Genomic DNA, 14,102 nt, shown 5'->3' on the forward strand with positions numbered 1-14,102 from the left:
GACACATCACGTCTCGCCGATGTCCTCGTTCCACAGCTCAGGACTGGTGGCGATGAAGTTGCGCATCATCTCGACGCAGCTTTCGTCCTGCAACACCTGGACCTCGACGCCGCGACCGCGCAACAGCAACTCCTCCCCGATGAAGGTCTGGTTCTCGCCGATGATGACTTTCGGGATGCCGTACAGCAGGATCGCCCCGCTACACATCGAGCAAGGCGAAAGCGTGGTGTAGAGGATCGATTCGGCATAGACGCTCGCCGCTTGTCGTCCAGCGTTCTCGAACGCATCCATCTCGCCGTGCAATACGGCACTGCCCTGCTGAACCCGGCGGTTATGGCCGCGCCCTATGATTTGTCCTTTATGGACGATCACCGAACCGATGGGAATGCCGCCCTCGGCCAGACCCTTTCTCGCTTCGTCGATTGCCGCTTGCATGAACGCGTCCATTCATGTGCTCCTGTGCTTGAAGACTTCACCTGGCGCAAGCTCGCACCAGTCACTTGATCTACGGGTCAGGCCGCGTCGCCCTTCCCCTTGAACAGTCGGCCGCCGAACGTCACCGCAACGAATACCAGCCCGCCGACCAGGATGCCGAAGGCCGCATCCAACAACGTCGGCAGCAGTCCGGCCAGTACCGAACCGATATAGGGCAGCGCTACCGTGTGCTCGGCACTGTTCTCGATGAAATGATGGATCGCCTTGATGCCATGAGTGAGGATGCCGCCACCGACCATGAACATGGCTGCAGTACCAATCACCGACAACGATTTCATCAACCACGGCGCCATCGTCAGGATGCCCCGACCGATTGCCTGTGCGACACCGGTTCTTTTGCTCAGCGCCAACCCGGCATCGTCCAGCTTCACGATGCCGGCCACCAGCCCGTACACGCCGACGGTCATGATGGCCGCAATGCCTATGAGTACAGCCACCTGCTCGGTGAAGGTCGCGGCTGCCACCGTACCCAGGGTAATGGCGATGATTTCGGCCGAGAGGATGAAGTCGGTGCGCACCGCACCGCTGATTTTTTCCCGCTCGAAGGCGACCATGTCGACACTCGGGTTGGCCAACGCCTCGATCTGCTGCGCATGATGATTGTCGTCCCGATGCAGAAAGCGGTGCGCAAGCTTCTCGAAGCCTTCGTAACAGAGGAACGCGCCTCCCAGCATCAGCAGAGGCGTTATCGCCCAGGGGATGAATGCACTGATCAACAGCGCAGCCGGTACGAGGATGAGCTTGTTGCGCATCGACCCCTTGGCCACCGCCCATACGACCGGCAACTCGCGGTCGGCTTTGACGCCGGTGACCTGCTGAGCATTGAGCGCAAGGTCGTCGCCAAGCACACCGGCGGTTTTCTTCGCGGCGATTTTCGTCATGACGGAAACGTCATCCAGAACCGACGCGATATCGTCTATGAGAGCAAGCAGGCTACTGGCCAATGTTCAGGCATCCTTTGGAGTCATGCGGCGTTTGCAGGTCTGAAAATTAAGGCCATCGCCTCGCCGCACAAGTTCCAGTACGACGAGGTTAACGCTGCGCCCGGTATTCACCCGGCGTCATGGCGAACCAGCGCTTGAACGCCCGAAAGAAGTTGCTTGGATCGGCGAATCCCAGCAGATAGGCAATCTCCAGTAGAGCCAGATCCGGCTGCGCGAGGTATTGCTCAGCCAGTACCCGTCGTGTGTCGTCCAGCAACTGTTGGAAGCTCGTGCCTTCGTTACCCAAGCGCCGCTGCAAGGTGCGCTCGGACAGATGCAACAACTGCGCGACGGCCTCACGTCGAGGTTCGCCCTGAGGCAACAGGCGGCACAGAACCTGGCGTACCTGATGAGTTACCCGACTGTCAGTGAATCGCGCCAGGTATTCGCCGGCGAAACGGTCATGCAATTGCGCGAGTTCGGCATTGGCTGTCGGCAACGCAATGTCCAGGTCCTCGTGGCGCATCAGCAGCCCATAACAGCCGGCGTCGAAGCGCAACGGCGCATGAAAGACGTCGCGATAGGGCTCGATGGCCTGAGGCGGCGGCCCCCGAAAATACACTTCCACGGGTATCAACGGCTTGCCTGTAAGCCAACGACAGAACGCAAGCATGCTCGCCAGAGACCCTTCTGCACTTTGCCGTGCCGGCGGCAATTGGTCGCCGTGAATCGCCAGCGTCAGCATGTGGCCCCTTTCGGTCGGGAAGAAGCGCAGATCTGCGCCTTCGGCAATGATCCGCTGATAGCGCACCAGACGCAGGATGCTTTCCTTCAGGGTGCTACTGGACATCAGCGCGTAGCCGACCACGTGCATCGCGCCGGGGCGCATCACCTTCGCCAGATTGAGGCCGATCGCCGGATTGCCAGTCACCTCAACCGCGCGCTGCCAGAGTCGGGTCATACCGTCCTGGGCGAAGCGGGCATCCGCATCGCTCAGAGCCGCATAGTCCAGGTCCAGCTCAGCGAATAGCGCGCGGCAATCGACGCTATCCAGTTCCAGAGCCTGGACGATACTAAGAGCCCAGTTTGATGAAGTGGTACGTTCCGTGATCAAGCGATTGTCCCGACCTGGCCTGCAATGAAATTTGCTATGCGAACGATGCCGGGCGGTTTCAACCGCCGACTCGCGGCACACAAGGGTACTAAGCTGGCACTCATAGCCAGTGGCCGAGAAGCTACAGCGATCTACACTGCGACGACCACAATGACAGGAGGTGCGGCATGAGCACGCAAACCGCCGAACGCTTTACCCGCTTTGCCGATTTTTATCCGTTCTACCTAGCCGAACACAACAACCGAACTTGCCGACGCCTGCACTATGTGGGCAGCCTGTTGGTGCTGGCGATTCTTGCCTACGCGTTGCTCAGTCAGCAATGGCTATGGCTGCTGGCAATGCCGGTGGCCGGTTATGGGTTCGCCTGGATCGGGCATTTCATATTCGAGAAAAACCGACCGGCGACGTTTCAGTACCCGCTCTACAGCTTTCTTGGCGACTGGGTGATGCTTAAGGACATGCTCACTGGCAAGATTCGATTCTGATACGGCGCCCGGCTCAGACCCGATCAACAACTGCCGCCCGTCACGGATTGGACAGGCTGTTTGGCGCAATGGTGGCGACTTGGTTATGATCGCCGGGCCAGCGCCGTCGATGCGCTAGCTCAATAGCGCCTGCTAGAGCGCCGGCATCTTTCAAGGACAGCAACCATAATGTCAACCGTGACCGGTGAACGGCGTAACGGCCTCGCGACTCGCCCATTGCGTGAGTATTACGCCCGGGTTCTCGCCTATCTGGCTTGCGCTGCTACCCTCGCCGCCGGTGTCTATACCCAGCAGTTTGCAGTCGGTCTTTTGTGGATGGTGCCCTTCACCCTCCTCTATCCACACTTCGCTTACCACCTGAGCTATCGCTTCAAACGCCAATACCCCGAGCAAACGTCGCAGACCCTTCTGTGCCTCGACGCGTTGAATGCGGGCGCGGGAATTGTGCTGCTAGGCGCTCTGGTGCCGAGCCTGATGATCCTGCTGACGCTGGGTTTCAGCGCGCTGGTGATCGGCAGCCTGCGCCATTTTCTGATGACTCTTCTGATGGTCGCCATCGGTTTCGGATTGACGAGCCTGCTGATACCTCTGCGCTTCGGTGGCACGCCTACCATTCTGGTAGCGACGGTCAGCATTCTGTTCACCACGCTGTACGTGTGCATCACGGCTTATTACGTGCACCAGCAAGGGGTCCGCCTGGCGCAAGCGCGCAGGGAGATCGAAGCCGAACAGGCCAAGGCTGCGCGCCTGGCCCGCAGTCTGGCCAAGTACCTGTCGCCTCAGGTGTGGGAGTCGATCTTCTCCGGCAAGCGCAGCGTACGGTTGGAAACGCAGCGCAAGAAGCTCACCGTCTTTTTCTCGGATATCAAGGGATTCACCGAGCTTTCCGAAGAACTGGAGGCTGAAGCCCTCACCGACCTGCTCAACAACTACCTCAACGAGATGTCGAAGATCACACTCAAGTACGGCGGCACCATCGACAAGTTCGTCGGTGACTGCGTAATGGTGTTCTTCGGCGATCCCACCAGCCAGGGTGCAAAGAAAGATGCGGTCGCCGCCGTATCAATGGCCATCGCCATGCGCAAGCATATGAAAGTGCTACGCCAGCAGTGGCGCGCTCAAGGCATTACCAAGCCGCTGGAAATCCGCATGGGCATCAACACCGGTTATTGCACGGTGGGCAACTTCGGCGCCGACACCCGCATGGACTACACCATCATCGGGCGCGAAGTGAACCTGGCCAGCCGATTGGAGAGTTCGGCCGAAGCCGGAGAAATTCTGATCTCTCACGAGACCTATTCGCTGGTCAAAGACGTAATCATGTGTCGTGACAACGGGCAGATCGCCGTCAAGGGTTTCTCGCGTCCCGTGCAGATCTATCAGGTAGTGGATTTCCGCCGCGATCTCGGTGCGACCAACAGCTTCGTCGAACATGAATTGCCGGGCTTTTCCATGTACCTGGACACCAATGGCGTCCAGAACTTCGATAAGGAACGTGTGATTCAGGCCCTCAACCAGGCCGCCGACAAGCTGCGCGACAAGATCATCATGTAGCATCGACGGTGCCGGTGGTTGCGGTCGAGACCGCGGGGCCGCCCTTCACTGGATACAGTCGAGGCTATCGATGTCACCTATCCTTTCCCTGCGCCACTACAACAGCGACCAGATCGTCCATAGCCATCAGCACACCCAGCTGGTGTTCGGCCTGCGTGGACAGCTGGATTTCGAAATCAACGGGCGCGGGAGCCGTATCCAACCGCAACGGCTGGCCGTGGTGCCGAGAGATGTCCGCCATGCCTGCGGCAGCGCGGCTGGTAGCCATTGCCTGATACTCGACGTTCCTGGCGACGGCTGGTTGCAGCAGCGGCTTGGACATCACTCCGAGCCCGGACAGCGATTGCTGGAACGGCCCGCCGCGCTGCATCTGAGCCCGGCGCAAAGCCAGCTAGTCAGCTGGTTGGCGGCCAGTCCGATCAATGACCCGATCATCGCGGAGCAAGGCGCCGCGCTTCTGTTGGCCAGCCTCGCCAGCGGTTGCGGGCCAGTCGTTCAGCATGGCCCGCTACCCCTCGCAGCGCTCTACGCCCATATCGATCGCCATTTAGCGTATCCCCTGGAGGTACGAGATCTTGCGCGTCTGGCTGGTCTTTCCGTCCCACGCTTTCATGCGCGCTTCGTCAGCGAGACGGGCGTGACACCCATGGAGTTCGTTCGATTCCGCCGCTTGGAGCGGGGCCGAGAACTGTTAGTCAACACTCGGCTCGCGGTGGGTGAAATCGCTGCCCAGGTCGGATATGCCTCGCAGAGCGCCTTCACCGCCGCACTCAACCGCGCGTTCGGAACTACCCCGAAGGCACTACGCCGCGAGTCGCTCGATACTTTCTGATAGTGACGCGACAGACCGCTCGCTCGCCCCGGCCTTACCATGCTGACGCATAAAGATTCCGACAGCGCCAGCATCACGAGGCCTCATGAAAGACCGCCATTTTTATTCAGCCAGACCTTCTTGCCCGAGCAGCCATCCATGACGCATCGCAACGCCCTGCTGGCCATTCACTTCGGCGCGCTGATGTTTGGCCTCTCCGGCGTCTTCGGCAAGCTGGCCGAAAGTCAGCCGCTGGTGATCACCTTTGGCCGGGCGATGTTCGCCGTCATCGCCTTATCAATCGCAGCCTGTGTATTGCGTGCCGGCGGTAATCGACCGAGCTTGCGTCAAGCGGGCGGTCTGTTGCTGGGCGGCTTGCTGCTGGGTGGGCACTGGCTCACCTTCTTCATAGCGGTGAAGATCGCTGGAGTCGGCATCGCCACGCTGGGCTTCGCCAGCTTTCCGGCGTTTACAGTGTTGCTGGAGGGCGTGCTGTTTCGCGAGCGAACACGACCGATAGAGTTCGCCATGGTGGGCCTGGTTTGCCTGGGGCTATTGCTGGTCACATCGGATTTCGATCTCGCCAGCGAAAGCACCGTCGGGCTGCTCTACGGCGTGCTTTCAGGCTTGATGTTCGCGCTGCTCTCGCTGCTCAACCGCGCTGTCACCCGTGGCATCGATCCTGTACAGGCCGCGCTCTGGCAGAACGGAACCATCCTGCTCTGCCTGCTGCCCTTCTCCTGGACTTCGCTGCCGACCGTCCCGGCGCTGGATTGGCTATGGCTGGCGCTACTTGGCGTATTCTGCACGGGGCTGGCGCACAGCCTGTTCGTGGCGAGTCTCAAAGTGCTGAAGGCACGGACCACCGCTGTGATTTTTGCCCTCGAACCGGTCTACGGAATCGCTTTCGCGTGGTGGTTGTTCAATGAGCAACCGACACTGCGCATGCTGGCCGGCGGCACGCTAATCATCCTCGCCACGGTCATTTCCAGCCGCCTGAAAGCGCCGGCCGCGCCGCCCGCGGAAATATCCGTAGCGCCTCGTCGACTCTGACCTGGTGCCGCTCGGCGCTTATCCACGGTCGTTATGCCCCAAATCCCGCTGCGGATCGATACGGTCGCGCACCCGTTGCTTCAATACCTTGGCCTCAGGGAAGCCGCCGTCGAGCTTGCGCTCCCATATCTGTACGCCGTCGCAGCTGATATGAAAGGTGCCTCCGGTGGCTGGCACCAGCGAAACCTTGCCCAGATCGTCGGCGAAGGTGGACAAGAGCTCCTGTGCCAGCCAGGCCGCACGCAGCAACCACTGGCATTGCGTGCAATAGGTTATGACGATTTCAGGCTTTGTCGCGGACATGAGAAGCGCTCGGTGGCAGATGAGGACGCCTATAATAACGGTCCTTTCGCAGACCTCCCGTTTCGGTGTTGCCATGTCCCGCCTCCTGCTTCTGCTGATCCTCTTGATACCGCTAAGCGGATTCGCCGATACCCAACCTAAAATCGGCTTAGTGCTTTCCGGCGGCGCAGCACGCGGGTTGGCGCATATCGGCGTTCTGAAAGCGCTGGAAGAGCACGGCGTGCGCATCGACGCGATTGCCGGCACCAGCATGGGGGCGGTCATCGGCGGGCTTTATGCGGCGGGTTACAGCGTTGAAGAGCTGGAGAAACTGGCACTCAGTCTCGACTGGCAACAAGTGCTTTCGGACGATCCGCCCCGCCAGGATGTGCCCTTCCGGCGCAAGCAGGACGACCGCGATTTTCTGGTCAAGCGCAAACTGAGTTTCCGCGATGATGGCAGCCTCGGGTTGCCGCTCGGCGTCATCCAGGGCCAGAACCTCGCCCTGCTGCTCGAGCGTCTCCTGGTACACACCAGCGACACCCGAGACTTCGACCGTTTGCCGATCCCCTTTCGCGCCGTGGCAACCGATATCGCCAACGATAAGAAAGTCATCTTCCGCAGCGGCCATCTGCCCCAGGCGATTCGCGCCAGCATGTCGATCCCGGCGGTGTTCGCTCCGGTCGAGATCGAAGGTCGGTTGCTCGTCGATGGCGGCATGGTCGACAACATCCCGATGGATGTCGCCCGCGACATGGGCGTGGATCGGCTGATCGTCGTCGATATCGGTTCACCGCTGCAGTCTCGCGAAGAGTTGCTTACCGTTGTCGATGTGCTCAACCAATCGATCACCATGATGACGCGGCGCAACTCGGAAGCGCAGCTCGCAACGCTGCGCTCGGAAGACCTGTTGGTGCAACCCATGCTGGCGGGCTTCGGGTCCACCGATTTCGGTCGCGCGCGGCAGTTGATCGATGCCGGCTACCGCGCCGCCAGCGCGCTGGATGGCCGCCTGGCTGGCATGCGCAGCGAAAGCGGCGGCAATCTCGCGCTGAGCCTCGCACGCTCGGCCGAACCGCGCACGCCGCTGATCACAGCGGTGCGGATCGAGAACGACTCTAAAGTCGGCGACGCGGTGATACGTCGGCATATCCGTCAACAGGTCGGCAAGCGGTTGGACCTGCAAGATCTGCAGAAGGACATGGGCACGCTGTACGGACTGGATTACTTCGAGCAGGTCGAATACCGCGTGGTCCATGACAATCCAGGCAACACCCTGGTCATCAGCGCTCGCGAAAAGCGTTCCGGCACCGATTATCTGCGTTTGGGCATCAACCTCTCGGATGATTTTCGTGGCGACAGCGCCTTCAACATTGGCGCCAGCTATCGCAAGAACGGCATCAACGAACTGGGGGCCGAATGGCTGACACGTTTGCAGCTTGGGGATCGCCAGGAACTGTTCAGCGAGTTCTATCAGCCGCTAGATGCGGGTTCGCGCTGGTTCGTCGCGCCCAACCTGTTTGCCGAGACGCAGAACGTCGAATCGATCATGGACAACGACCCTATCGCCGAATACCGCCTGCAGCGCTATGGCTATGGTCTCAACCTGGGTCGACAAATTGCCAATAACGGCGAAATTCGCTTTGGCGTTGGCCAGGCATGGGGCGAGGCGGATGTTCGCGTTGGCGACCAGCAGCTGCCGGACTTCACCTTCGAGGAAGGCTACTACCAGCTGCAATATTCCTTCGACACGGTGGACAACGTCGACTTTCCTCGTGAAGGCGAAGACATCGGGCTGACATTGCGCCAGTACGACCGCAGCCTCGGCTCCGACGATCGCTACCGGCAGTGGGAATTCAACCTCGACAAAGCCGTCAGCTTCGGCCTCGACACCCTGGTATTTGGGGGTCGCTACGGGCGCACGCTCGATGATGCGGAGATCGTTACATCGAGCTTCTTGCTCGGCGGCGCGCGGCAGCTTTCGGGGTTCCGCCAGGATGCCCTGTCCGGCCAGAACATCAGCCTGGCACGCATGATCTATTTTCGGCGCATGACGCCGCGCTCGTTTCTGCCGCTAGATTTTCCGCTGTACCTGGGCGCGTCGCTGGAGCGCGGCCGCGCTTGGAACAACGACAACGAGTTCGACAGCGGCTATATCAACGCCGGCAGCGTCTTCATCGGTTACGAAACCCCACTCGGCCCGCTGAACTTCAGTTACGGCCTGAACGATGAATCCGAGCGCGCGCTTTACATGAATCTGGGACGCAGTTTCTGATCACCGCGTCATCCGAACTCGATCAGCCGATTTGCGCGAGCAACTCGCTGACCTGGCGCCGCTGGTGTTCGTCGCCGTCAGTCGCCAGGTTTTCGAGGATGATGCAGGCACTTTCCATATCGCCCTGCTTGATATAGGCAACGGCTTGATTGAGGCGAACGAGATGCTCCGGATTCGCCATCAGCGCATGCATTTCCTCAGCTGACGGCGTTGAGGCGAGGTTGCCGGCGTCATCGACGAGCGACGGCAGCTTGCTGAGCGCAACAGTCTCGTCGAAGGCATCCAGCCAGGACTGCGAATCAATGGAGAGCACCTGATTCGCCTCGATCGCTTGATTTTGCTCAGCGGGTACGGACGCCAGATCATCCAACGGCGCTACCGATGTCTCGTTCAACACAAAAGTGACGTCCAGAGCCGGTGGCGACGGCACCGGCTCAACCGCGGACAAAGCAGGATGCTGCGCCAGTAGCTGCTGCAGTTGAGCCTGGCTGCCGCCGGCCTGCAGGTAGCTCGCGGCGGCAGAGCCATACTCTTCCACATCACCGAGTTCCGCTAGAAGCCCCAGGTGACGTAGGCGAAGATCCAGCTGTTCGGGTGCTCGTTCGATTCCGCGCAACAGCACATCGAGCGCCTCATCGCGGCGGCCATAGGTGAGGTAAATATTCGCCGCTTCGAGCACTTCGGTTTCGCTGACGGAGGCGTGTGCTGGCTGAAGCGGCATCTCCGCCGCAGCTGCGGACACTTCAGGGGGCACAGCCGCTGGAGCAACCACCACGGACGCGGCTTGCGGCAACAGGGCCTGCAGCTTGTTGCGACGTGCGAACCAGAGACCACCAAGCAGCAGCGACGCCAGCACCGCACCACCCGGCAGCGCCCAGTCCTGCAACCTGAACGACGCTACAGGCTCGGCTGCGGCCTGTTCGGCAGTAATGGGCTCAGCGACGGTCTGAGGAGCGACATCGGCTACCGGCTCCGCCCGCTCAGTCTGCAACAAGGCAGCAGCCTGGGCACTCTCCTGATCGGCCAGTCGAGCGCTGACCGCCTCGAGCTGAAGCCGCATATCGTTCAGCAACTGCTTGAGCTGCAGGTTTTCCGCGCGCCCGGCTGCCAGCTCGTCGAGCAACTGCTGGCGCAAAACCGCGTCGTTATCGTCGGGCAGCACCGGATCGGTACCTCGAGATTCGAACGTCGATGGATTCTGAGCGACGGCTTCCACCGCCAGCTCCGCCTCGGCAGGCGCGATATCCGCAGCCGCAACCATTTCGGCCGTATCTGGCAGCAACAAGAACGCACCGGTGCTAAGACGCGCAGGATCACCGCCGGCAAAGGCCTCCGGATTCAGCTCTAGGACGTCGCGCATGAACTGCGACTGGGCGTCCTGCGCATCGCCGACGTACTTGCTCGCAATCATCCAAAGACTCTCGCCGCTTGACACCCGGTGACGCTTGCCCTGCGACGCTCCCGGTAGTTCAGCGGGGAGCACGGAATGCGCTGGTTCGGCGTGCACCGGCGAAGCCGCGGCTTGCGGGACGACGACCGCCACGCTGCTGGCAGCCTCCAGCGTACTGGGCATCGGATCGAGCAGAACCGTGTATTCGCGCAGCATCCGACTTTTGGCGCGAGTGATCTCCACCAGAAAATTGAGGTAAGGCTCACGAACGGGTTGGCTGGATGCGACGCGAATACGGCTACGGTTTCCGTCGATCACTGGCGTAAAGCTCAGGTCCTGCAAGAACGCCAGGCGCTCGACCCCTACGCGGGCGAAATCGCTGCTGGAGGCCAGCACGACACGGATATCCTCAGCCGACAACTCGCCCACGTCGAGCAGATCGATCTCTGCGCTCAGTGGCTGGTTCAGTGCGGAATGCAGCCTGATATCGCCCATTCCAAGCGCTGATGCCATGCCGGAATAGATCAATAAGGCAGTGAATAACAAGACACGACGGTCTAGCGTCATAACATCTCCGGCAATGACTCAGCGCACAAGGGACGCTGGCCTACTGTTCGATCGTTGAACTGTGAAGCGGTTATCGACGGAAACGGGAAAAATTGAGGCAGTTCGTCAGCTAACGTGATAAGGCATTGTGCCATCATTCGCAAATGCTAGCCTAGCGCCAAGACAAACGGCGCCCTACCCTTGTGCCAAGAATGATCGGAATGAGTGTTAAACCAACGCAGCGGCCACCGACGCGAATGGCACCGGGACCGGCAATCCGCTGAGATTAGCGGGAAGGGTGTGTCGAGAGAGTCGTTAACGCTTGACCGTAACCAGATTGGCGAGGATGCGCTCGTGCACCTGCTGGCATTTGCGCAGGTCCTCTTCATCGATGCCGTTGAAGAGCTCCTCCCGCACCTGAGTAGAAATCGCCTCGATCTTCTGAATCAACGGGTGTGCGGGAGCCCCAAGTGTAATGAGTTTTGCCCGACGATCGTCCGGCGCTGGTTTGCGGTGCACCAGCCCCTGCGCCTCCAGACTGTCCAGCAGTCTGGCCAGTGTCGGTCCCTCGACCGCAACGCTCTGCGCGAGCTCGCGCTGGGTAGGGTCATGATCAAACCGGGCCAAATGCAACAAAACCAGCCATCGGGCCTGAGACAGGCCAAGATCCGCTAAACGCCGATCCAGCTCGGCGCGCCAGCCACGCGAAAGTTGCGCCAGCTGCATGGCGAAGCGGTGTTGGTCAGGGTACATGGAGCGCATTCCTGCAAAAACTAATTATTAGCGAGCTAACCACAGCATCGGAATGCTGGCAAGGCTACCATCGGTGCAAGAACGTAACGCTGCATTACAGCCCCCCTGCCGAGACCGCAGGACAATAGCGGTTACAGGCGCGCTCCAGACGCGATCAAAGCTCGAATTCAGCCTGCAATGAAGCCCGGACACAGAACAGCACGGCTTCCGGCACCCGCCCTGCAAAGTGCTCGGCCACGGCGGCAACGGGAGGCAACTCGCCTTCACCATCGAGGAAAGCTTCTTGGATCTCGCCTAACAAGTCCTCCGGAATATCCAGCGCCTGTTCCAGACTGAGCTGTTGCTGGCCTATCGCTTCGGCCAACATGGCGTAAACGTTCTTTTCGCTGCATTCGAGCTGTCGCGCGATCTGTGCCGGCGTCATGCCGGCTCGGGCCAGCGTGATGAGCTCATGACGGATATCGGCGGCTGACCTGACGGTATTCGCCGTGCCTTGCAGCACTTCCAGAAATGCCTGCCCATAACGTTCGAGCTTGCGCGCGCCGACGCCACTGATACGCGCCATATCCGCAAGAGACGCAGGCTGGCTACGGAGCATTTCCAGCAGCGTCGCGTCCGGAAATATCACATAAGGGGGCACGCCATGTTCCTCGGCCAGCTTGCGGCGCAAGGCGCGCAACGCCTCCCAGTTTTCTCGCTCTTCGCTGCGCACCAGCTGACTCGCCGCGCTGGCGGAGGGCTTCGATGCCTTGACAGCCAGCTCGCGTCGCAGCTCCAGCGTCACCTCCCCGCGCAACAGGGCGCGACAGCTATCACTGAGCCGCAGCCCGCCAAAACCGTCCAGATCGACGTCGGCCAGCCCTCGCGCGACCAACTGGCGGAACAGCGAGCGCCACTCGCCTTCCGATAACGCCTTGCCAACGCCAAACACCGATAGCTGTTGATGACCGAGGCTGCGAACTTTTTCGTTATCGCGCCCCAGCAGAATGTCGACCAGGTGCCCAACACCGTAACGCTGACCGCTGCGATAAATGGCCGACAACGCCTGGCGTGCAGGTTCGGTAGCATTCCAAGTCTGCACGCCATCCATGCAGTTGTCGCAATGCCCACAGGGCTCGGGCATTTGCTCATCGAAATACGCCAGCAGGACCTGACGGCGGCAGCGGGTCTCCTCGCACAGCGATAGCATGGCGTCGAGCTTGTGTTGCTCGATGCGCTTGTGGCGCTCGTCGCCTTCGGAGTTGTTGAGCATCTGCTTGAGGAAGATGACGTCTTGCAAGCCGTACGCCATCCAGGCATCGGCGGGCAAACCATCACGACCTGCGCGGCCCGTTTCCTGGTAGTAGGCTTCCAGAGACTTCGGTAAGTCCAGATGCGCGACGAAACGCACGTTAGGTTTGTCGATGCCCATGCCAAAGGCGATGGTCGCGACCATGATCAAACCTTCCTCGTTGAGGAAGCGCTTCTGATGGAAGGCCCGCAGATCATTCGGTAGCCCCGCGTGGTAGGGCAATGCGGGGAAGCCCTGTTCGGTAAGGAAGGCGGCAGTATCGTCAACCTTCTTGCGGGACATGCAGTAAATGATGCCGGCATCGCCGCGGCGCTCGGCCAGGAAAGCCATCAATTGCTTGCGTGGCTGCTCCTTGGGCACGATGCGATAGAAGATATTCGGGCGATCGAAACTGGAGAGGAAGCGCTCGGCATTCTCCAGATGCAGCCGCTGAACGATTTCCTCACGCGTACGCTTGTCCGCCGTGGCGGTCAGCGCAATCCGTGGGACGCTGGGGAAAAACTCGGCGAGTTGGCCAAGTTGCAGATATTCGGGACGGAAATCATGGCCCCACTGCGAGACGCAATGGGCCTCGTCGATGGCAAACAAGCCAATCTGCAAGCGCTGCAGAAACGCCAGCATGCGTGGCTGCACCAGCCGCTCGGGGGCAAGGTAGAGCATCTTGATTTCGTTGCGTCGCAGGCGCTCGGCGATGTCCCGTTGCTGCTCGGGACTTTGGGTGGAGTTGAGCGCCACGGCCGCGACACCCAGTTCCTCGAGCGTAGCGACTTGATCATCCATCAAGGCAATCAGCGGCGACACCACCACCGCCAGGCCGTCACGAAGCAGCGCCGGGACCTGATAGCAGAGCGACTTGCCACCACCGGTCGGCATCAGCACCAGCGCATCCTCGCCGCTGGACACACGCTGGATGATCGCACCCTGGTTACCACGAAACGCGTCGTAGCCGAAAACATCTTTGAGAATGCGCTGTGCCTGATCGAGCATGCCGGTCTCCGAAACAAGACGCGCGAGTATACGCGACACGGACGCAGCCTTCAGGCCGAACACCACCACGACGCGATAGTCGGACGGCAATACGGTTAGCGGAACTCCAACGTGGTTTTCATATCTCTCGAAGACGATGGGCA

12 protein-coding genes are annotated in these 14,102 nt (G+C 60.5%); 5 read left to right on the plus strand and 7 right to left on the minus strand.

Going from position 1 to position 14,102, the window contains the following annotated elements:
- Nucleotides 1-6 precede the first annotated feature (6 nt).
- The 3 genes from GYM54_RS05205 to GYM54_RS05215 form a co-directional block, all read right to left on the minus strand.
- Entirely contained in the window at nucleotides 7-447 is a 441-nt protein-coding gene (locus GYM54_RS05205; protein ID WP_131650473.1) for a nucleoside deaminase, read from the minus strand.
- A 65-nt stretch (nucleotides 448-512) separates the two neighbouring features.
- Complete coding sequence (locus tag GYM54_RS05210) at nucleotides 513-1,439, minus strand: DUF808 domain-containing protein (RefSeq protein WP_181101403.1); 927 nt, start codon at nucleotides 1,437-1,439, stop codon at nucleotides 513-515.
- A gap of 88 nt (nucleotides 1,440-1,527) precedes the next feature.
- Nucleotides 1,528-2,529, minus strand: coding sequence for an AraC family transcriptional regulator (locus GYM54_RS05215; protein ID WP_181101512.1), 1,002 nt, complete (start codon nucleotides 2,527-2,529; stop codon nucleotides 1,528-1,530).
- A 170-nt stretch (nucleotides 2,530-2,699) separates the two neighbouring features.
- On the opposite strand from GYM54_RS05215, the gene GYM54_RS05220 reads away from it, so the two are divergent.
- The 4 genes from GYM54_RS05220 to GYM54_RS05235 all read left to right on the plus strand — a co-directional run bounded on the left by GYM54_RS05220 (nucleotide 2,700) and on the right by GYM54_RS05235 (nucleotide 6,435).
- Entirely contained in the window at nucleotides 2,700-3,017 is a 318-nt protein-coding gene (locus GYM54_RS05220) for an Mpo1-like protein (protein WP_131650471.1), read from the plus strand.
- 168 nt (nucleotides 3,018-3,185) lie between these two features.
- Entirely contained in the window at nucleotides 3,186-4,571 is a 1,386-nt protein-coding gene (locus tag GYM54_RS05225; RefSeq protein WP_181101401.1) for an adenylate/guanylate cyclase domain-containing protein, read from the plus strand.
- Nucleotides 4,572-4,641: 70 nt separating this feature from the next.
- Entirely contained in the window at nucleotides 4,642-5,403 is a 762-nt protein-coding gene (locus GYM54_RS05230; RefSeq protein WP_197445746.1) for an AraC family transcriptional regulator, read from the plus strand.
- A 138-nt stretch (nucleotides 5,404-5,541) separates the two neighbouring features.
- Nucleotides 5,542-6,435 (plus strand): DMT family transporter, encoded by an 894-nt coding sequence (locus tag GYM54_RS05235; protein ID WP_197445745.1) that lies wholly within the window; start codon nucleotides 5,542-5,544, stop codon nucleotides 6,433-6,435.
- 18 nt (nucleotides 6,436-6,453) lie between these two features.
- Here the strand turns inward: GYM54_RS05235 and GYM54_RS05240 are convergent, their stop codons facing one another.
- Nucleotides 6,454-6,738 carry a SelT/SelW/SelH family protein gene (locus tag GYM54_RS05240; protein ID WP_131650467.1) on the minus strand — a complete coding sequence of 95 codons (285 nt, stop codon included), beginning with the start codon at nucleotides 6,736-6,738 and terminating at the stop codon, nucleotides 6,454-6,456.
- A 73-nt stretch (nucleotides 6,739-6,811) separates the two neighbouring features.
- Here GYM54_RS05240 and GYM54_RS05245 point away from each other — a divergent pair, with 73 nt between their 5' ends.
- Nucleotides 6,812-8,992 carry a patatin-like phospholipase family protein gene (locus tag GYM54_RS05245; RefSeq protein WP_181101397.1) on the plus strand — a complete coding sequence of 727 codons (2,181 nt, stop codon included), beginning with the start codon at nucleotides 6,812-6,814 and terminating at the stop codon, nucleotides 8,990-8,992.
- A 22-nt stretch (nucleotides 8,993-9,014) separates the two neighbouring features.
- Here the strand turns inward: GYM54_RS05245 and GYM54_RS05250 are convergent, their stop codons facing one another.
- The 3 genes from GYM54_RS05250 to recQ all read right to left on the minus strand — a co-directional run bounded on the left by GYM54_RS05250 (nucleotide 9,015) and on the right by recQ (nucleotide 13,959).
- Nucleotides 9,015-10,949 (minus strand): FimV/HubP family polar landmark protein, encoded by a 1,935-nt coding sequence (locus GYM54_RS05250; protein ID WP_181101395.1) that lies wholly within the window; start codon nucleotides 10,947-10,949, stop codon nucleotides 9,015-9,017.
- 294 nt (nucleotides 10,950-11,243) lie between these two features.
- Nucleotides 11,244-11,681, minus strand: coding sequence for a MarR family transcriptional regulator (locus tag GYM54_RS05255; RefSeq protein WP_131650464.1), 438 nt, complete (start codon nucleotides 11,679-11,681; stop codon nucleotides 11,244-11,246).
- A gap of 154 nt (nucleotides 11,682-11,835) precedes the next feature.
- Nucleotides 11,836-13,959, minus strand: coding sequence for a DNA helicase RecQ (gene recQ / locus GYM54_RS05260; protein WP_181101393.1), 2,124 nt, complete (start codon nucleotides 13,957-13,959; stop codon nucleotides 11,836-11,838).
- Nucleotides 13,960-14,102 lie beyond the last annotated feature (143 nt).

The sequence above is a fragment of the Pseudomonas sp. MTM4 genome (assembly GCF_019355055.1).
Classification (GTDB): Bacteria; Pseudomonadota; Gammaproteobacteria; order Pseudomonadales; family Pseudomonadaceae; genus Stutzerimonas.

Excerpts from the sequence above, each read along its gene's own strand:
- GYM54_RS05255 (WP_131650464.1), bottom strand. The coding sequence starts at position 11,681 with ATGTACCCTGACCAACACCGCTTCGCCATGCAGCTGGCGCAACTTTCG.
- GYM54_RS05240 (WP_131650467.1), bottom strand. The coding sequence starts at position 6,738 with ATGTCCGCGACAAAGCCTGAAATCGTCATAACCTATTGCACGCAATGC.
- recQ (WP_181101393.1), bottom strand. The coding sequence starts at position 13,959 with ATGCTCGATCAGGCACAGCGCATTCTCAAAGATGTTTTCGGCTACGAC.
- GYM54_RS05230 (WP_197445746.1), top strand. The coding sequence starts at position 4,642 with ATGTCACCTATCCTTTCCCTGCGCCACTACAACAGCGACCAGATCGTC.
- GYM54_RS05225 (WP_181101401.1), top strand. The coding sequence starts at position 3,186 with ATGTCAACCGTGACCGGTGAACGGCGTAACGGCCTCGCGACTCGCCCA.
- GYM54_RS05250 (WP_181101395.1), bottom strand. The coding sequence starts at position 10,949 with ATGACGCTAGACCGTCGTGTCTTGTTATTCACTGCCTTATTGATCTAT.
- GYM54_RS05245 (WP_181101397.1), top strand. The coding sequence starts at position 6,812 with ATGTCCCGCCTCCTGCTTCTGCTGATCCTCTTGATACCGCTAAGCGGA.
- GYM54_RS05205 (WP_131650473.1), bottom strand. The coding sequence starts at position 447 with ATGGACGCGTTCATGCAAGCGGCAATCGACGAAGCGAGAAAGGGTCTG.
- GYM54_RS05235 (WP_197445745.1), top strand. The coding sequence starts at position 5,542 with ATGACGCATCGCAACGCCCTGCTGGCCATTCACTTCGGCGCGCTGATG.
- GYM54_RS05220 (WP_131650471.1), top strand. The coding sequence starts at position 2,700 with ATGAGCACGCAAACCGCCGAACGCTTTACCCGCTTTGCCGATTTTTAT.